The sequence below is a fragment of the Campylobacter sp. TTU-622 genome (assembly GCF_016598965.1).
Taxonomy (GTDB): Bacteria; Campylobacterota; Campylobacteria; order Campylobacterales; family Campylobacteraceae; genus Campylobacter_D.
Genome location: NZ_JAENKR010000024.1, coordinates 1 through 17608, shown reverse-complemented (window position 1 = coordinate 17608; position 17608 = coordinate 1). Strand labels below are relative to the sequence as shown.

Sequence of the window (17608 nt, the reverse complement as noted above, 5' to 3'; positions counted from 1 at the left end):
GAATTATCAAATACTTCTATACAATTTGGGAAATTCTCGAGCTCAAAATATATTTTTAATTCATTTAAAATTTCAAAAGAATTATTTTTCTTATAAGAATTTATATTAATTAAAGCATTTTGATATGCTAAATTACAAATTTTCCTTTTTTCGCCTATTTTTGGATTTTTTATACTAATTTTTTTTGAAAATCTTTTGCAAAGCAATTCTTCAAGAAGTTTTAAATCTTCAAATTCTTCATAAACATAAATTTGGTTTGAAATAATAGGTATATCATTGCTAAAATTTTCCAAAATAAATTGTTTATAAATTCCATTTTTATCAAACATATCATCTTTTAGAATAACTACTTTATGATTTGATCCAATTACTTTACCATTTTGAATTACAAAACGCAAAAGAGAAAGCAAGTTATTTTCATAAGCGATAGCAAAAACTTCAAAATCTTCTAATTTTGCAAGATCAATTTGTATTTTAGTTTCTAAATCTTTAATAGTAACAATTTGATCTCTAATCTTAGCGGCTTCTTCATAATTTTCATTTTGAGCTAAATGTAACATTTGTTTTTCTAAATTTTTAACCAAAATACTAGGATTTAATAAAGCATTAGTCGCCTCATTTAAAATTTTTTCATATTCATTTTTTGAAATCAAATTAGCACAAGGAGCTTTGCAGCGACTAATCTGATAAAAAAGACAAGGGCTTTTACAAGAATTCTTTTGTCTTAAAGGATAATAATAATAAAGAGCATTTAAAAGTTCTTTCACGCCCTTAAAAAAAGGTCCAAAATATTTAATTTTATTTTTTTTAATTAATTTTCTCGTGCTTTGAAATCTTGGAAATTCTTCATTAAAATCTACATAAATATAAGGATAAGTTTTATCATCTCTTAGCAAAATATTATATTTTGGATGAAGTTGTTTGATAAAAGAATTCTCTAAAATCAAAGCATCAGCTTCTGAATTTGTGGTTATAAATTCTAAATGTATGGCTTCTTTAATCATTTTTTGAATTCTTAATGAATTTCTAGGATTTGGAGCAAAAAAAGGTGTAAAAGTAAAATAAGATCTTACACGATTTTTTAAATTTTTAGCTTTCCCTACATATAAAAGTTTGCCATTTTTATCAAAATACTGATAAATTCCTGAGCTTTTGGGTAAAGTTTTTAACTCGTCATAAATCATTGATTTTTGCTCTTAATTCTTCAAATTGTGTATATAATTTTTTATTTTTAAAAGGATTTTTAAATTGAGCTTTTGAAAGTTCAATATAAGATGTTTTTTTTTCATCTTGTATAAAATTTTGTTTTTCCCTATAACGCTGAGAAAAAATTTTGATAGTATTGACTTTATCAAATGGAGTATTTAAAAATCTTTTTGTAAAAATTTTTATAAGAACTTTAATATTATTTTTGGTATCATCATTGTTTAAATCTTGATATCCAACGGAATGAAAAGTAACAATATTTAAAATATTGTTATGAATAAAGATTTTTGAAATTAAATGCTGATGCTTTAGATCCATTAGTTTTAAAAATTCTTTATAGAGGATAAAATTTTTTAAGGGTTTATAATGATGAAGGCTTATCATATCATTTATAATAACATTAACACTTTTAATTTTCTTCATAAAATAATTTTAACATTTTTTTTCTTAATATTTTTAAGTGCTTGTGGTTATAAAGATAATCCTGAGTATATAAGCTATGATCAAAATAAATCTATTAAAAGTATTAAAAAATATGAAAATTTAAATAGGTGGTAATAATGAAAAAAGATTATATTCTAGTATTAGATTTTGGCTCTCAATACACACAATTAATTGCAAGGAGATTGAGAGAACAAGGTGTTTATACAGAAATCCTACCTTTTAATGTAAGCTTAACTGATATAAAAGCCAAAGAACCTAAAGGTATTATTTTAAGCGGAGGTCCTGCTAGCGTTTATGCAACAGATGCTTATTTTTGCGATAAGGGTATTTTTGATCTAAATTTACCTATACTTGGAATTTGTTATGGAATGCAACTTATGGCTCATCATTTTAAAGCTAATGTTATGCCAGCAGGACATAAAGAATACGGAAAAGCAAGTATAGAAGTTAAAAAAGATAGTGCTTTATTTAAAAATTTACCTAAAAAACAAATTGTATGGATGAGTCACTCTGATAAGGTAGAAAATCTCCCAGAAGGTTTTGAAGTTTTAGCTACAAGTGAAAATAGTCCTTTTTGTGTTTTTGCTGATGAAAAACGTAAATTCTTTGCTTTACAATTTCACCCCGAAGTCCAACATAGCGAATTTGGAAAAAGTATACTCAAAAATTTTGCTAAATATGCTTGTAATTGTGAAAGTATTTGGAATATGGGTTCTTTTGCTAAATCTCAAATCCTTAAAATTCAAGAAGAAGTAGGCAATGATAAAGTTCTTTGCGCAGTAAGTGGAGGGGTAGATAGCAGTGTAGTAGCTGCCTTACTCGCTAATGCCGTCAAAGAACAACTTATTGTTGTTTTTGTAGATAATGGCCTTTTAAGATCCAAAGAAAAAGAACAAGTGGAATTTATGTTTAAAAATACTTTAAATATTCCGCTTATTAGTATAGATGCAAGTGAAATATTTTTAAGTCGTCTAAAAGGTATAATTGATCCTGAACAAAAAAGAAAAATTATAGGCAATACTTTTATAGAGGTTTTTGAAAAAGAAGCTAAAAAACATAATGATGTTAAATATCTTGCACAAGGAACACTTTATACAGACATCATAGAAAGTTCTGTTGTAGGAGCAAGTAAAACTATTAAAAGCCATCATAATGTAGGAGGACTTCCAGAAAAAATGAATCTAAAACTCATAGAACCTTTAAAAGAAATTTTCAAAGATGAAGTGCGTGCTTTAGGACTTGAATTAGGACTCAACAAGGATGTTGTTTTCCGTCATCCATTTCCAGGACCTGGTCTTGCTATACGCATTATGGGAGAAGTTAATAAAGAAAGTTTAGATTTATTGCGTAAAGCAGATATTATTCTAATTGAAGAACTAAAAAGCACGGGTTGGTATGATAAGACTTGGCAAGCATTTTGCGTGCTTTTAAATGTTAAAAGCGTGGGTGTTATGGGCGATAATCGTACTTATGATAATGCAATTTGCATAAGAGTTGTTAATGCAAGTGATGGAATGACGGCTACCTTCTCTCATTTGCCTTATGAAATTTTAGAAAATATTAGTAGGCGTATTATTAATGAAGTACATGGAATAAACCGCGTTGTTTATGATATTTCTAGTAAGCCACCTGCAACAATAGAATGGGAATAAATATTTCTAAAAAATAATTTTTGATATTTTTTAAAATATCAAAAATTTTAAATAAAAATTTATATGCTCTCTTTTTTTCTTACATCTTATAATTATATAAGCAATAAGTTATATTTGAAATCATTCTAGTTTTCTTTAATTTTAATACATTCATATTAAAATTAAAGATAAACTTATATTTATTATATAAATTTTATAAAAATAAAGTTAGAATCTTATGAGAATTTTCAAGGAAGAAGTATGCACGGAAAAATAGCAATTTATATGGATTCAACAGGACGTGGAACTGTAACTAATTCAGCTAAAATATTTTTTGAGTTTAACCGCCAAATTTGGAGTGATAAAAGAAGTATGCCAAGTGCTGGAATGCTAGTAGAGTTTCGCTCAGATGGCAAAACTATTACCGGAATTCGCCCTTCTAAATTTCAAGAATTTAAAGAAGGTGATTTTATTACTGAAAATGACTTTTGGAAAACAGATAATGATGATGAGCTTGAAGATTTGCAAAATACTCGTAGAAGTGCATATGTAACAGAACTTTATCGCAATACAGATTATGACACTATAGAAAAAATTCCTCTTTCTTTTACTATACCGCAAGCTATACAAAAATATTTTTCAGGAGAAATTCTTTCTGTAGAAGCTTTAAAATCTAACATTCAAGATGAAAAAGAAATTCCATGTATTTTGGACTATATTATCATAAAGCGTTTTTTAAACAAAGCTCTTGATACTTTAATTTTTATGGACAATTCTATAGATCAAACACAATTTAGTGTTTTAAAAAGTATAATAATGCATCTTGAGAATTCCTATACAGATATGAAAGATAAACATAAAATGTTTAATATTAATAAAATTTTCAATGAAACATTTTTATCACTTCAGTGTCATTATCAAGCGCTTCTTGCCACTATAGATACAAGAACAAATCGTTCAGCTTCCCTAGAATCTCAAATTAAAAATCTCAATCTTGAATTAAATTCAAAAGCCAATATCAATCCTGAAAAAGCTAAAGCTAAACAAGAACGCTTAGAAAAGCTTCAAAAAGAAAATGAGTATTACAAAACCTCACTTAAACGTCTCATTGCCATTAAAGAAGATTTTTATAAAAAAAATTTAAGTATTTTTGAAAATGCTTTTAAATTATCTAAAGAAAAACTTTTTTCAAAGATTATAACAGGACTTAATTTATGTGCAACCATTATGGATATGAAAATTTGGAAACTTTCTTTAAAATCATCGGGAGTAAAAAACTCGTATTTTACAAGAAGTAATATAGAAAATTCTTTTTGTTCCTTATCCTTTGCTGAACACTATTTAAGTCGCCTTAATAAATCAGCACTTAATCCTTTTGATCACAAACTTTTACTTTATATTCAAAAAATTTCCAAAGAACAAAGAAAAAAATTTTTAGTCGTTACCTCAGATCTTGATTTGCTTTGCAAAATTAAAATTGAAATTTTTTCTTTAAATCCTTATTATCTTGTAAAATATGCCCCAAAAAAAGTTAATTACCAATCCTTAATGAGAGATAATACTTTTGATATAGTTTATATTGATGAAAAACATATTTGGGATAGTGCTGCAGATATTATACTAGAAGGAAAACACTTTGATAAAACAGGAAAAACAAAATTTAAACTTATTTAACTATAAATTTTTAAGTTAAATACCGCTATAATTTCAAAGCCTAAGCAGTATAGCATTTAAAGATTCAACAAAAATATTTAACTGTGAATGTATAATTTACTGTGTCTGTGGCTTCGTTTGAGTTTTTTAAGTTAAAACGAGAAGTTGCAGCCTTTAAAAATTATCTAGCGGTTCTCTTGACTTCTTGGAGTCGTTTAAAGTTAGCTGTTTAGGTTTTAAGGAGATATATGAAAATATTAATTTTAGGCAGTGGTGCAAGAGAATACTCCATAGCTTTAGCTTTAAAACAAACTACAAAAAATTTAGATTTGTACTTTTCTCCTGGTAATGGAGCTACTCAAAATCTTGGGATTAACTTAGATACTAAAGATATTAATGAGCTTGTAAATTATGCCAAAGAAAATAAAATAGATCTTTGTATAGTAGGAAGTGAAGATTTTTTAGCAAAGGGAGTTGTTGATATTTTTAAAAAAAATAATTTAGCCATTTTTGGACCAACAAAAGCTGCAGCAATGCTTGAAAGCTCTAAAATTTTTATGAAAAATTTTTTAAATAAATACAATATTAAAACTGCAAAATTTTTAACTACCGGCAATTTAGACGAAGCTAAAAGTTTCATACAAAAATTAACTCTACCTATTGTTATAAAAGCAGATGGTCTATGTGCTGGAAAAGGTGTAATCATTGCTTTAACACGCGAAGAAGCAATAAGTGAAAGTAAAAAAATGCTCAGCGGAGAAAGCTTTGGCGATGCTGGGAAATCTATAGTTATTGAAGAGTTTTTAGAAGGATATGAACTTAGTGTTTTTGCTATTTGCGATGGGAATGATTTTATTCTTTTACCTGTAGCACAAGATCATAAAAAACTTTTAGATGGAGATAAAGGACCAAATACTGGAGGTATGGGTGCTTATGCTCCAAGCCATTTGGCCAATGAAGAACTTTTAAATAAAATAAAAAAAGATATTATTATACCAACCTTAGAAGGAATGAAAAAAGAGAATAAGGAATTTTATGGAGTTCTTTTTATAGGCTTAATGATAGTGAAAAATGAACCTTATGTTTTGGAATTTAATGTGCGTTTTGGAGATCCAGAATGTGAAGTTTTAATGCCTTTAATTAAAAATCCTCTTGAGCTTATTTTAGCTTCAACTCAAAAACGTTTAAAAGATGTAAGACTTGATTTAAAAGATGAATTTGCTATAGGAGTAGTTTGCGCAAGTAAAAATTACCCCTATAAAAATTCAGAAAAAAGTGAAATTATCATAAAAAATATTCCCAAAAACTCTCATATTTCTTATGCTGGAGTTAGCTTAGAAAACGATAAGCTTATGGCAAATGGGGGTCGTATTCTAGTATGCGTTGGTTTAGGTAAGAGTCTTAATGACGCCAAGCAAAAAGCTTATGAATTATGTGATAATATTCATTTTGAAGGAAAACAATTTAGAAAAGATATTGGATTTTGGGCTTTTAAACAATGAAAGAAGATTTATTTGATAAACTTGAACGTGAAAATTTAGAAATTGCTAGTTTCTATAAAAGAGCATTGGCTTATTTAATAGATAATATAATTTTATCTTTCATAGTTTTTATTATATTTTATAATCAATTTTCTATAGCAAAAGATGCATTTGAAATAACACAAATTTTAGGAAATTTCTCGTTAGGTTTTATACTCCTTCATTTTTTTTATCATACCCTCTTTACTTATATGTATGGAGCAAGCTTAGGGAAAATGGTTTGCAAAATTATGATTATAGATGAAGATTTATTTGATAAACCAACGCTAAAACAAAGCTGTATAAGATCTGCCATAAGACAAATAAGCGATATGGCTTTTATGTTAGGTTTTGCATGGGCTCTAGGAAATAATTTACGTAAAACTTGGGAAGATTACATAGCAAGGACAATTGTTGTTAATGCTGCGTAAGATTTTCTTGCTTTTAGGAAGTACTTTTATTCTTAATGCAGTAGAAGTAAATATCTATGCTTTAGATGTAAAAAAAGAAAAAAATATAATTACCGCAAATAAAGATGTTGTTATTTTTTCTGATTTTTATTTTATTACTGCAAATAAAGCAATTTATAACGAAACAAATCAAGAAGTAGAGCTTTTTGGCGATGTAAATGTTCTAAGAGGACAAAATGAACGCTTGCATTCAAATTATGCCAAAATTAAACTCAATACCGATGAAGCAAAATTTCAAAATTTCTTTTTTTCTAATAATAATCTTGAAGTATGGTTTCAAAGCAAAAATAGCTATTTAAGTAACAATAAATTTGAAAGTCATATTTCTAGTGTCTCAAGCTGCAATGTTGAAGATCCTGATTGGGAAATTCGTTTTAGCGATGGATGGCTTAATAGAAAAAGCAATTTTATTCATCTTTATAATGCAAAATTATATGTTAAAGGTATTCCAATTTTTTATTTGCCCTATTTTGGTTTTAGTGCAGATACACATAGACAAAGTGGATTACTTATCCCTCAAATTGTTTTAAAAAAGAATGAAGGACTTTATTATAGACAACCAATCTATATAACTTATAAAGATAATTGGGATTTAGAATTAAATCCTCAAATTAGAACAAAAAGAGGTTTTGGTTTATATTCTGATTTAAGATTTGTGGATTCTTTATATTCTATGGGGAATTTAAATTTTGGTCTTTTCAGAGAAAAAAAACAATATTATCTTAAAGAAAATTTAAAAAATCAAACTCATGGGGGTATAGAATTAAAATATTTAAGGAATAATCTTATTAAAGGCTTACTTGGAGACAATTTTCAAGAAAGTTTATGGATAGATGTAACCTATCTTAATGATATAGATTACTTTAATCTTGGTCCTAGCAATTACAATGATTTAACTTCACTTGTTACATCAAAAATTAACTATTTTTTAGCAGATGAAAATAATTTTTACGGAGCTTATGCAAAATACTATATTGATACTTCAAAAGTAAATAATAAAGATACTTTACAAGAATATCCATCTTTTCAATATCATAGATTTTTAAATTCCTTATGGGGAGAAAATATTCGTTATTCTTTTGATGCATCTTTTCATAATTATTATAGACAAGTAGGGCCTTATGCCAATCAACTAAATTTAACTCTGCCTTTTTCTTATCACGATGTTTTCTTTAATGACTTTTTACATTTTACTTTTACTGAAAATTTTTATGCCTCTTTTGTTAATTATGCTCAAGATCCTCAAAAAAGCAAAGAGCATCTTTTTAAAAATACCCATGAATTTAATTTATACACCGATCTATCAAAATCATATAATGATTTCTTTCATACTCTAAATTTTGGAATTAATTATTTATTACCTGGAGCAAAATCAGGTTTCATAACAGAAGACTATCTCAAATCAGAAAATGAGGAAGAAAACTCAAAACTATATGTAGTACAATATTTTTACAATCAACTTGGAGAGAAAAAAATTAAACATCGTTTTAATATTAATTATTTAAATCGCCAAGATAAATTTGATAAAATAGAAAATTTATTTACTTACTATTATAATGATTATATCAATTTTAATAATGAAATAAAATATTCTTATTTACAAAATCGTTTTAGTAAAATTTTAAATCAATTACAAACTAGCGTTATTCCTAAATTTAATTGGAACTTTTCACATGCTTATCAAAATGATGAATATGGAAAATACAGCTTTATAAGTACACAAGCTAATTATAAATTTAATCAAAATTATTATATTTTTGGTGGAATTTGGCTTGATACTCAAAGATCTCATGCTAATATGTGGGAAATTGGATATACTTACCAAAGAAAATGTTGGAATTACTCCTTAGTCTATAGAGAAAAAATTGACCCTCAACTTACAAGTGGAGGAATTAGCGCTAAAAACCAAAGTGGTGTTTATTTTGTATTTAACTTTTATCCTATAGGAGGAGTTAAATACGACTTTTCTTTACAAGAAAATGAAAATAAAATTTAAAAGGATTATTTTGTTTAATTCATTTTTAAAAAAAATAACTAATACTCTTTTTGGAGAAAAAGGAAATCAAATGCAATATGATATACAAATTAATAAAAATTTAGAAACTTTTTATATAGATAAAGTCGCTAAACAAGCTCTAGGTTCTGTTTTAATGCAAGTTGGAAAAAGTGTTGTTTTAGCAACTGTTGCCAAAGAGGATAAAAAAGTTGAAGAAGATTTTTTACCTTTAACGGTTCAATATATTGAAAAAACATATGCCGCAGGAAAAATCCCTGGCGGGTATGTAAAAAGAGAAACTAAACCTAGTGATACAGAAACTTTAAATGCAAGAATTATTGATAGAAGTTTAAGACCATTATTTCCAAAAGGCTATCTTTATCCTACACAAATTACTTTGATGATACTTTCAGCTGATCAGGAAACAGATTTGCAAGTAATAAGTCTAAATGCTGCAAGTATTGCTCTTTATATAAGCGGAATTCCTATTAAAGCTCCAGTATGTGGAGTACGTATTGCAAAAATTAATGAAGAATTTATTCTTAATCCAAACAATCAAGAACTTCAAAAAAGCTCTTTAGATCTTTATGTATCTGGTGTAAAAGATGAACTTTTAATGATAGAAATGAGAGCATTGCCAAGTAAAGACAACAATATTCAAAAAATGAATGAATTAAGCGAAGATGAAACAATAAAGGCTTTAGAAATAGCCCAACAAGCAATTTATGAAGCATCTTGTATTTATGAAAAGACTTTTGCTAAACACAAAAAAGAAATTGACATTGAATTAAAAGAACAAATAGAAAATAACGAGCTTTTTGAATTTATAGAAAAAAACTATTTAGATGATATCAAAAATGCTATTAATCAAATGGCAAAAAGCGAAAGAGCAAGCGAACTTGATAAAATTTCTCAAAAAATCTTAAATTTTCACTCCAATGAAGGATGGAATCAAGAAGAAATTTTAAATATCCTATTTCTGATTAAAAGAAAAATTATAAGGGAACAAATTATTTATGAAAGAAAAAGAGCTGATGGAAGAGCTTTAGATGAAGTGCGTCCTATTGATATAGAAACAAATATTTTACCAAATGCACACGGATCCTGTCTTTTTACAAGAGGACAAACTCAAGCACTTGTAGTAGCTACTTTAGGCAATGATAACGATGCACAAATGATAGATTTACTTACAGAAAAAAATCCTATCAATGAGCGCTTTATGTTTAATTATAATTTTCCAGGATTTAGTGTTGGAGAAGCAAGTCCTATAAAAGCACCTGGTAGAAGAGAGTTAGGGCATGGAAATTTAGCTAAAAGAGCTCTTTATCCAAGCATAAATGAAGATTATCCTTATGTCATTCGCTTAGTAAGCGAAATTTTAGAAAGCAACGGATCAAGTTCTATGGCTTCAGTATGTGGCGGTTCTTTAGCTTTAAGAGCTGCTGGAGTACAAAGCATTGATCTTATAGCAGGTGTTGCTATGGGGCTTATTTTTGAAAAAGACAAATATGCCATATTAACTGATATTATGGGCTTAGAAGATCATGATGGAGATATGGATTTTAAAGTAGCTGGAAATAAAAATGGTATTACTGCTCTACAAATGGATATAAAACTTGGTGGTATAGATAAAAAAATATTAAAAGAAGCTCTTGTACAAGCAAAAGAAGCAAGAATTCATATTCTTAATATTATGCAAAAGGCTAATGAAAATATTATAGTCAATGAAGAAATTTTACCAAAATTAGAATTATTTAAAATCGATCCTTCAAAAATTGTTGATATCATAGGACAAGGTGGAAAAACAATCAAAGAAATTGTTGAAAAATTTGATGTTTGTATTGATATTGATAGAGATAAGGGTGAAATAAAAATTGCAAGCAGTAATAACGAATGTATAAAACTAGCTAAAGAATACATCTTAAATATCATTAAAGGAAAGAAAAGGGAAGCCCTTAAAGATATTTCAGAATTTGAACTTCATCAAGAATTTATAGGAGTTGTAAAAAAAGTCGCTTCATTTGGTACTTTTATTGAACTTAAAAATGGTATAGATGGACTACTTCATAGTTCTAAAATCAAAAATCCACTTAATGTTGGCGATGAAATAAAAGTTAAAATTAATGAAATCAAAAATGGAAAAATTTCCATAGATTTAGTAAATGAATGATATTATCACCCATCCTTTAGAGCCATTTTTTGATAAAAATTCAAAAATACTGATTTTAGGCTCTTTTCCTTCTATAAAATCAAGACTTAGTGGATTTTATTATCAACATCCAAGAAATCATTTTTGGAAAATTTTAGAAAAATTATACCAAGTAAAATCATTAAATAACATCGAAACTCAAAAAAAATTTCTAAAAATGCATCATATAGCCTTATGGGATGTTTTACAAAGTTGTAAAATTAAAAATTCAGATGATAAAAGCATAAGCTTTGTGAAGATGAATGATTTAAGTCAAATTCTAAACAAAGCAAAAATTGAAAAAATAGCTATAACAGGTCAAAAAGCTTTTACTTTATTTAAAAAATATCAAGAATCTTTTATAAAAGAAACTTATCCTAATATTCGAATTTTAACCCTTCCTTCAAGCTCACCTGCCAATTTGAATTTTAGCTTTGAACAACTTGTTCATAAATATCAAGTTATATTAGATTAAACACAAAGGAAAAAAATGAAAAAAATTTGTTTTGTATGTTTAGGAAATATTTGTCGTTCCCCTATGGCTGAATTTATTATGAAAGATTTAATTCAAAAAGACAGTACCATATCTGTAGAAGTAACAAGTGCTGGAACTTCTGGATATCACGATGGAGAAGATATGCACATAAAAACAAAAGAACAACTTAAAAAAGCTAACATTAAAGCAGATGGATTTATCAGTAAAAAACTAACACAAGCTATATGCGATAACAATGATTACATCGTAGTTATGGATAATTCTAATTTTAATAATGTCTTAAAAGATTTTAAAAATACAAAAAATAAAATTTTAAAACTTACTCAATTTGCAAAAGAACTAAACTACGATGAAGTTCCAGACCCTTGGTTTACACATAATTTTGACGAAACTTATAAAATAATTTCTTTAGCTTGTAATAATCTTTTAAATTTTTTAAAATCAAACTGAAAAATTTAATCATTTTTAAAAAGTTTAATAGCTAATGACTTTGCTTTACTTTGATCTGTATCTTTTTTTAAGGTTTTATAAATTTTGCTTACATAATCTTCTAAAATAGTATGAGAATTAATACGTTTTTCATTTTTTTTAGGAATTATTTTATGATATTCTCCATCATTATTTAACTCATAAGATAGTATATTATCATCAAGCTGTAAATGTAAAATTTTAGAAAGCTTAGCTCTACTTCTTTCATCAAAAATAGGAGACATTAGCTCTAGTCTCCTTTCTAAATTTCTAGGCATCCAATCAGCACTTGAAATAAAATAATTTGGCTCACTATGTTTAAAATAAAATATTCTTGCGTGTTCTAAATATTTACCAACAATACTTTTAACTCTAATGTTTTTACTATAAGTTTCACCTGGTCTTAAACAACAAATTCCACGCACAATAAGATCAATCTTAACACCTTTAATAGATGCCTCATATAAAGCTTTAATGATATCAGGATCAACTAAAGAATTCATTTTAGCAATGATTTCACCCTCTTGCTCTTTTAAGCTTTCTATACGAATCATTTCAAGAATTTTTTCTTTAATTTGATTAGGACTCATTGCTAAAGTTTTTAAAGTTCTATTTTTATTAAACCCTGAAAGAATATGAAAAAAGCTGGTTGTATCTTTTGCAAATTCTTCTCTGCTAGTAAAATAACTTACATCAGTATAAATTTTAGCACTACTTGCATTATAATTTCCCGTGCTTAAATGAACATAGAATTTAAGCTTTTCATTATGTTTTCTAATTACTTGTGAAACTTTAGCATGCACTTTAAATCCAGTTATACCATAAATCACGTGAGCACCTGCATCTTCTAAAGCTTTAGCCCAATGTAGATTATTCTCTTCATCAAATCTTGCCTTAAGCTCAACCATAACCGTTACTTGTTTCCCATCACTTGCAGCATCAATTAAAGCTTGAACTATATTTGAGTTTTTCTCAACCCTATAAAGTGTCATTCTTATAGATATAACCTCTGGGTCTTTGCTTGCTTCTTTTATAAATTTATATACAGGATCAAAGCTTTCAAAAGGTTGTAATATCATTATATCTTCTTTATCGATGGCATTAAAAATTGAAGTATTTTCATTAAAAGGAGGCAATACTTTTGGAGTATAAAGAGGATTTAAAAGATGAGTAAAAGTTTTATTTTCAATAATCTGCCAAAGTGCTGGTAAATTTAAAAGTATAGAATACTCATATACATCTTTATTAAAAATTTTCATATGAGTATTTAAAAATTCCATAATCTGCTCATCTGCATTTTCCTGAATTTGAAGTCTTACAAAAGCACCTTTTCTACGAAGCTTTAAACCTTGTTCTAAAATCATCATAAAATCATCAGCTTCTTCTTCTTCTATAACTAAATCAGCATTTCTTGTAACTCTAAAAGCCGCAGAAGAAAGAAGTTTATAACCTGGAAAAATATCTTCTATATGAGGATTTACTATACTTTCAATAGGAACATAAATATTTGAACTTACTTCATAAAATCTTGGCAATACTCTAGGAATTCTAATCATTCCAAATTTAATAAGTTCAGGATTATTTTTATCACAAATTTTAACAACCAAAGAAAAAGATAAATTATTTAAATGCGGAAAAGGATGCGTAGCATCTACTGCTATAGGAACAATTACAGGAAAAATATAAGAGAAAAAATATTCATCACATTTTGCTTTTAAATTTTTATCAAGTTTTTCATAAGACTTAATAAATAAATTTTCTTTTTCAAGTTCTTTAGTAATTTGAATAAAATATTTTTCTAAAAGTTTTTGTTCTTGATGAAGATATTTTCGAATCTCTTTTAATTGCTTTAAAGGAGTCATTTCATCGCTACTACTTGCATTGATCCCAGCAGAAAAAAGTTGTTTTAATCCTGCAACTCTAATCATATAAAATTCATCTAAATTAGTACAATAAATTGCAATAAATTTTAATTTCTCAAGTAAAGGTAAGTCTTTAGAACATTGATCTAAAACACGAGAATTAAATTTAAGCCAAGAAAGTTCTCTATTTAGAAACATACTAGGATTAATTTGCATTCAAAACTCCTTTTTATAATGCATAATATTTATTTTAATAATATTATAAATTTATTAAAAACTTTACTAAATTTCAATAAAAAATAAAATAATAAATCTTTTTTGATTAATTAAGAGTAAATATATCCTTAAATTAATATTAAATATATATTAGCTAAAATTCCAATTTTTATTTTCCTATTATCAATTTCTAAAGGAGATTTTTTTTGAAGCATAAAAAACCTTTTTTAAATCTTTTTAATGTTTTTCTAATTCTTCTTGTAACTTTTTTTATCATTGGTTTTTATACTTTCTATAATGCAAAAGGAACCTCTTATCTAAGCAATGCTAGTGAATCTTGTAATAATTGCCATATTATGAATGAAGTTTATAATGACTATCTTGCAGGACCTCACTCTAAAAAAATTGCCGGGGAACCAAGAGCTACTTGTTCTGATTGTCATTTACCGCATAATTTTATCAATAAATGGATTGCAAAAGCCCAAAGTGGGCTAGGACACGCTTATGCATTTACATTTAAGCTTGATGAATTACCGACTAATCTTAGTGCCAATGAAAAAAGTAAAAAAATGGTTCAGGATAATTGCATTCGTTGTCATGCAGACTATGCAGCAAGTGCAATAAATGCAACAACAAACCATCATTCAAATAATGCTTTAAATTGTGCTTCTTGCCATAGTGGCGTAGGACACAAACTTGGATTTTAATTATTAGGAGGAAATATTATGAATAAAAAAGTTTTATACCCTGGTATAATCACTTTAATTATTTTAATTGCTGGAGTTCTTTGGCTCAATAACGATATAAGCAAAAAACAGCAAGAAAGCTTAGGTGGAATTGATAGTAAAAATTTTGTTGAATTAAGCGATGATAACCCTACTTTTGATACTTGGGGAAAGAATTTTCCGGATCATTTAGATATGTATTTAAAAGTTGAACAGGAAAAACCAATTCCAACAGAATATGGTGGAAATTTAGCTTATTCTAAACTTATACGTTATCCACAACTGACTGTACTTTGGGCTGGTTATCCTTTTGCTCTTGATGCAAACGAAGAAAGAGGACATTTCTGGGTTCAAGTTGATCAAATGGATACAGCAAGAAATAATAAAGATTTTTTAAATGCGCATGGATATAAAGCATTTCAAGGACAACCAACTGCTTGTATGAACTGCCATAGTGGATGGACTCCTTGGCTTATTAAAAATGTTGCAAAAAATGACTGGATTGCTTTTAATACTACCAAATACTGGACTATGATTAAAAATATTCCTGATAATATGACTACACCTACCAATATACCAGAACATGAAAGTATACATGGTGGAAAAAGAATGGGTGTAACTTGTGCCGATTGTCATAATCCAAATGATATGAGTTTAAGACTTACCAGACCTGCAGCCATTAATGCTTTAGTTGCAAGAGGATATGAAAAAGATCCTATACAAGGAATTAAAGCCACTAGAGAAGAAATGAGGACTCTTGTTTGCTCTCAATGTCACGTTGAATACTACTTTAAACCAACAGGAACAAAAGTAAAAGTAATCGGCGAAAGTATAGCAAATGATAATACCAAAAAATGGTGGGATGGAACTCAAAAGACATATGATGAATTTGATTCTTGGAGAGATGGTAATAAAGCTATTGAAATTGAAGCTGATGGGTTAGAGTTAGTTTTCCCTTGGGCAGAATGGAAAAAAGGACAACCATTTAGAATTGAAATGTTTGATGATTACTATGAAAAAGTACGTTCTATATTTGCAAAAGATTGGGATCATAAGATAACTGGTGCGCCTATGCTTAAAATTCAACATCCAGAAAGTGAATTATATAGTGGTGGAGTTCATGCTGCTAATGGAGTAAGCTGTGCTGATTGTCATATGCCTTATATTAGAAAAGGTGCTAAAAAACTTACTAAACATAATATCACTTCACCTTTACAAGATATCAATTCAGCTTGTAAAACTTGTCATACTCAAAGCGAAAGTTATCTAAAAGCACAAATTAAAGATATTCAAAATTCAGTAGCATATGATTTAAGAACTGCTGAATATGCTATCGTAAGTCTTATTCAAGATATTAAAACCCTAAGAGATAGCTTATCTAATATGCCAGAATATAAAAATAATAATCAAAAAATCAACGATGAATTAAAAGAAGTTTTAGAACTTCATAGAAAAGCTCAAATGAGAGCAGATTTTGTTGGTGCTGAAAACTCTACTGGTTTTCACAATCCTAGAGAAGCATCAAGAATGTTATTACAAGCTGTAGATATGGCAAGGCTTGGACAAGCTAAACTTGTAGAAATTGCAACTTCTAATAAAATAAATAATTTTAAAATTTCTAATTTAGGGTTTGAAGATATTCAAAAATTAAATCCTGGAGAAATTTATTATAAAACAGATCTTAATGGACATAAAGCTGGAGAGAGATATTATAAACATTCTAATATTAATGGAAATCCTCCAAAAGAGCTTTTAGAAAACGATAAAAATATCAAACCTTACAATTATCAAATTGTTGATAAAAAATAAAAAATTTGGAAGATAAATTTTTATCCTTATCTTCCAAATTCCAAATTTCACTTTTATTTTATACTCCTATTTTATAATAAATTAAAAACAAAAAAAGGAAAATGATGAATAAGCATCAATTATTTAGACAAATTCATATTTATATTAGTTTATTTTTCTTACCTATGGCATTTATTTTTTCTATTACAGGTATTGCATATATTTTTGGCTTTAAACAAGATGTTGGAATAAAAGAGGAAAATTATATAATTAAACAAGTTATAAAAGATGAAGAGCAAGGAAATTTTTTACTTAATTTTTTAAAAGAAAATAACTTAAGTATTCCATCAAATACAAAAATATTTAAAGATCAAAGAAATAACAGCATCAGTATTGGCGGAGTGCATTATCAAGCAAGTATCCTCAAGATAAATGAAAATGAATATAAAATTACAACTAAAAAAAGAAGTTTATTGGGTGATTTAATAATGTTGCATAAAAATAAAGGAGCATGGTATTTTTCTGTGCTTTCAATAGCTTTTGGATGTGCATTATTTTTTCTTTATTTCTCAGGCTTGTTTATTACTTTATTTGCAAGTAAAAAAAATAGAAAAAAGCAAATTTATGTGCTATTGCTGGGTATTTTTATCACTTTTTTATTAGCCTATTTAAGTCTTTAATTAAGGCTAATTTTAAGCAAATTTATATATAATACCCATTTTAAAGGACAGATGGGTGAGTGGCTGAAACCACACCCCTGCTAAGGGTGCAGATCTTAACGGGTCTCGAGGGTTCAAATCCCTCTCTGTCCGCCACTATAAAATTTTATATTATCTTTAAAACTCTTACCAATCCAATAAATATTTAATATTCTAAAAACTTTTTAATATTAAAAGATTGATTTAAAACTTTATCTGTTTTGTTGTAATTTGTAAGCTAACATTT

Annotated in this window: 14 protein-coding genes and 1 tRNA gene; 12 read left to right on the top strand and 3 right to left on the bottom strand. The window is 27.3% G+C overall.

Features of this window, described 5'->3' with window-relative positions; translation table 11 throughout:
* Both uvrC and JG677_RS03870 read right to left on the bottom strand, forming a co-directional pair.
* On the bottom strand, nucleotides 1–1184 hold a 1184-nt coding region (uvrC, locus tag JG677_RS03875), incomplete at its 3' end, for an excinuclease ABC subunit UvrC (RefSeq protein WP_200285257.1).
* Nucleotides 1174–1629, bottom strand: coding sequence for a hypothetical protein (locus tag JG677_RS03870; protein WP_200169537.1), 456 nt, complete (start codon nucleotides 1627–1629; stop codon nucleotides 1174–1176). The genes uvrC and JG677_RS03870, both read right to left, overlap by 11 nt.
* Before the next feature lie 137 nt (nucleotides 1630–1766).
* On the opposite strand from JG677_RS03870, the gene guaA reads away from it, so the two are divergent.
* From guaA to JG677_RS03830, 8 genes are all read left to right on the top strand, one after another.
* Nucleotides 1767–3302, top strand: coding sequence for a glutamine-hydrolyzing GMP synthase (guaA, locus tag JG677_RS03865; RefSeq protein ID WP_200285256.1), 1536 nt, complete (start codon nucleotides 1767–1769; stop codon nucleotides 3300–3302).
* Nucleotides 3303–3542: 240 nt separating this feature from the next.
* Nucleotides 3543–4955 (top strand): hypothetical protein, encoded by a 1413-nt coding sequence (locus JG677_RS03860; protein WP_200217613.1) that lies wholly within the window; start codon nucleotides 3543–3545, stop codon nucleotides 4953–4955.
* Nucleotides 4956–5182: 227 nt separating this feature from the next.
* Nucleotides 5183–6436, top strand: a complete 1254-nt coding sequence (gene purD, locus JG677_RS03855; RefSeq protein ID WP_200285255.1) for a phosphoribosylamine--glycine ligase — start codon at nucleotides 5183–5185, stop codon at nucleotides 6434–6436.
* Nucleotides 6433–6885 (top strand): RDD family protein, encoded by a 453-nt coding sequence (locus tag JG677_RS03850; protein WP_200285254.1) that lies wholly within the window; start codon nucleotides 6433–6435, stop codon nucleotides 6883–6885. Before purD ends, JG677_RS03850 begins: the two co-directional genes overlap by 4 nt.
* Nucleotides 6875–8920 (top strand): LPS-assembly protein LptD, encoded by a 2046-nt coding sequence (locus tag JG677_RS03845; RefSeq protein WP_200285253.1) that lies wholly within the window; start codon nucleotides 6875–6877, stop codon nucleotides 8918–8920. The genes JG677_RS03850 and JG677_RS03845 overlap by 11 nt, the downstream gene beginning before the upstream one ends.
* A 70-nt stretch (nucleotides 8921–8990) precedes the next feature.
* Nucleotides 8991–11090, top strand: coding sequence for a polyribonucleotide nucleotidyltransferase (locus JG677_RS03840; RefSeq protein ID WP_200285258.1), 2100 nt, complete (start codon nucleotides 8991–8993; stop codon nucleotides 11088–11090).
* On the top strand, nucleotides 11083–11583 hold the full coding sequence (locus JG677_RS03835) for a DNA-deoxyinosine glycosylase (RefSeq protein ID WP_200217609.1): 501 nt from the start codon (nucleotides 11083–11085) through the stop codon (nucleotides 11581–11583). Before JG677_RS03840 ends, JG677_RS03835 begins: the two co-directional genes overlap by 8 nt.
* A gap of 15 nt (nucleotides 11584–11598) precedes the next feature.
* Nucleotides 11599–12054: a low molecular weight protein-tyrosine-phosphatase gene (locus JG677_RS03830; RefSeq protein ID WP_200169545.1), complete on the top strand. Its 456-nt coding sequence runs from the start codon at nucleotides 11599–11601 to the stop codon at nucleotides 12052–12054.
* Nucleotides 12055–12059: 5 nt separating this feature from the next.
* On the opposite strand, the gene JG677_RS03825 is transcribed toward JG677_RS03830, so the two are convergent.
* Entirely contained in the window at nucleotides 12060–14150 is a 2091-nt protein-coding gene (locus JG677_RS03825; protein ID WP_200169546.1) for an RNA degradosome polyphosphate kinase, read from the bottom strand.
* 206 nt (nucleotides 14151–14356) lie between these two features.
* On the opposite strand from JG677_RS03825, the gene nrfH reads away from it, so the two are divergent.
* The 4 genes from nrfH to JG677_RS03805 all read left to right on the top strand — a co-directional run bounded on the left by nrfH (nucleotide 14357) and on the right by JG677_RS03805 (nucleotide 17478).
* Nucleotides 14357–14857, top strand: coding sequence for a cytochrome c nitrite reductase small subunit (nrfH, locus tag JG677_RS03820; RefSeq protein WP_200285252.1), 501 nt, complete (start codon nucleotides 14357–14359; stop codon nucleotides 14855–14857).
* A gap of 18 nt (nucleotides 14858–14875) precedes the next feature.
* On the top strand, nucleotides 14876–16684 hold the full coding sequence (locus tag JG677_RS03815) for an ammonia-forming cytochrome c nitrite reductase subunit c552 (RefSeq protein ID WP_200285251.1): 1809 nt from the start codon (nucleotides 14876–14878) through the stop codon (nucleotides 16682–16684).
* Nucleotides 16685–16785: 101 nt separating this feature from the next.
* Nucleotides 16786–17343, top strand: a complete 558-nt coding sequence (locus tag JG677_RS03810; RefSeq protein WP_200169554.1) for a hypothetical protein — start codon at nucleotides 16786–16788, stop codon at nucleotides 17341–17343.
* Nucleotides 17344–17388: 45 nt separating this feature from the next.
* Nucleotides 17389–17478 (top strand) — tRNA-Ser (locus JG677_RS03805).
* Nucleotides 17479–17608: the final 130 nt, after the last annotated feature.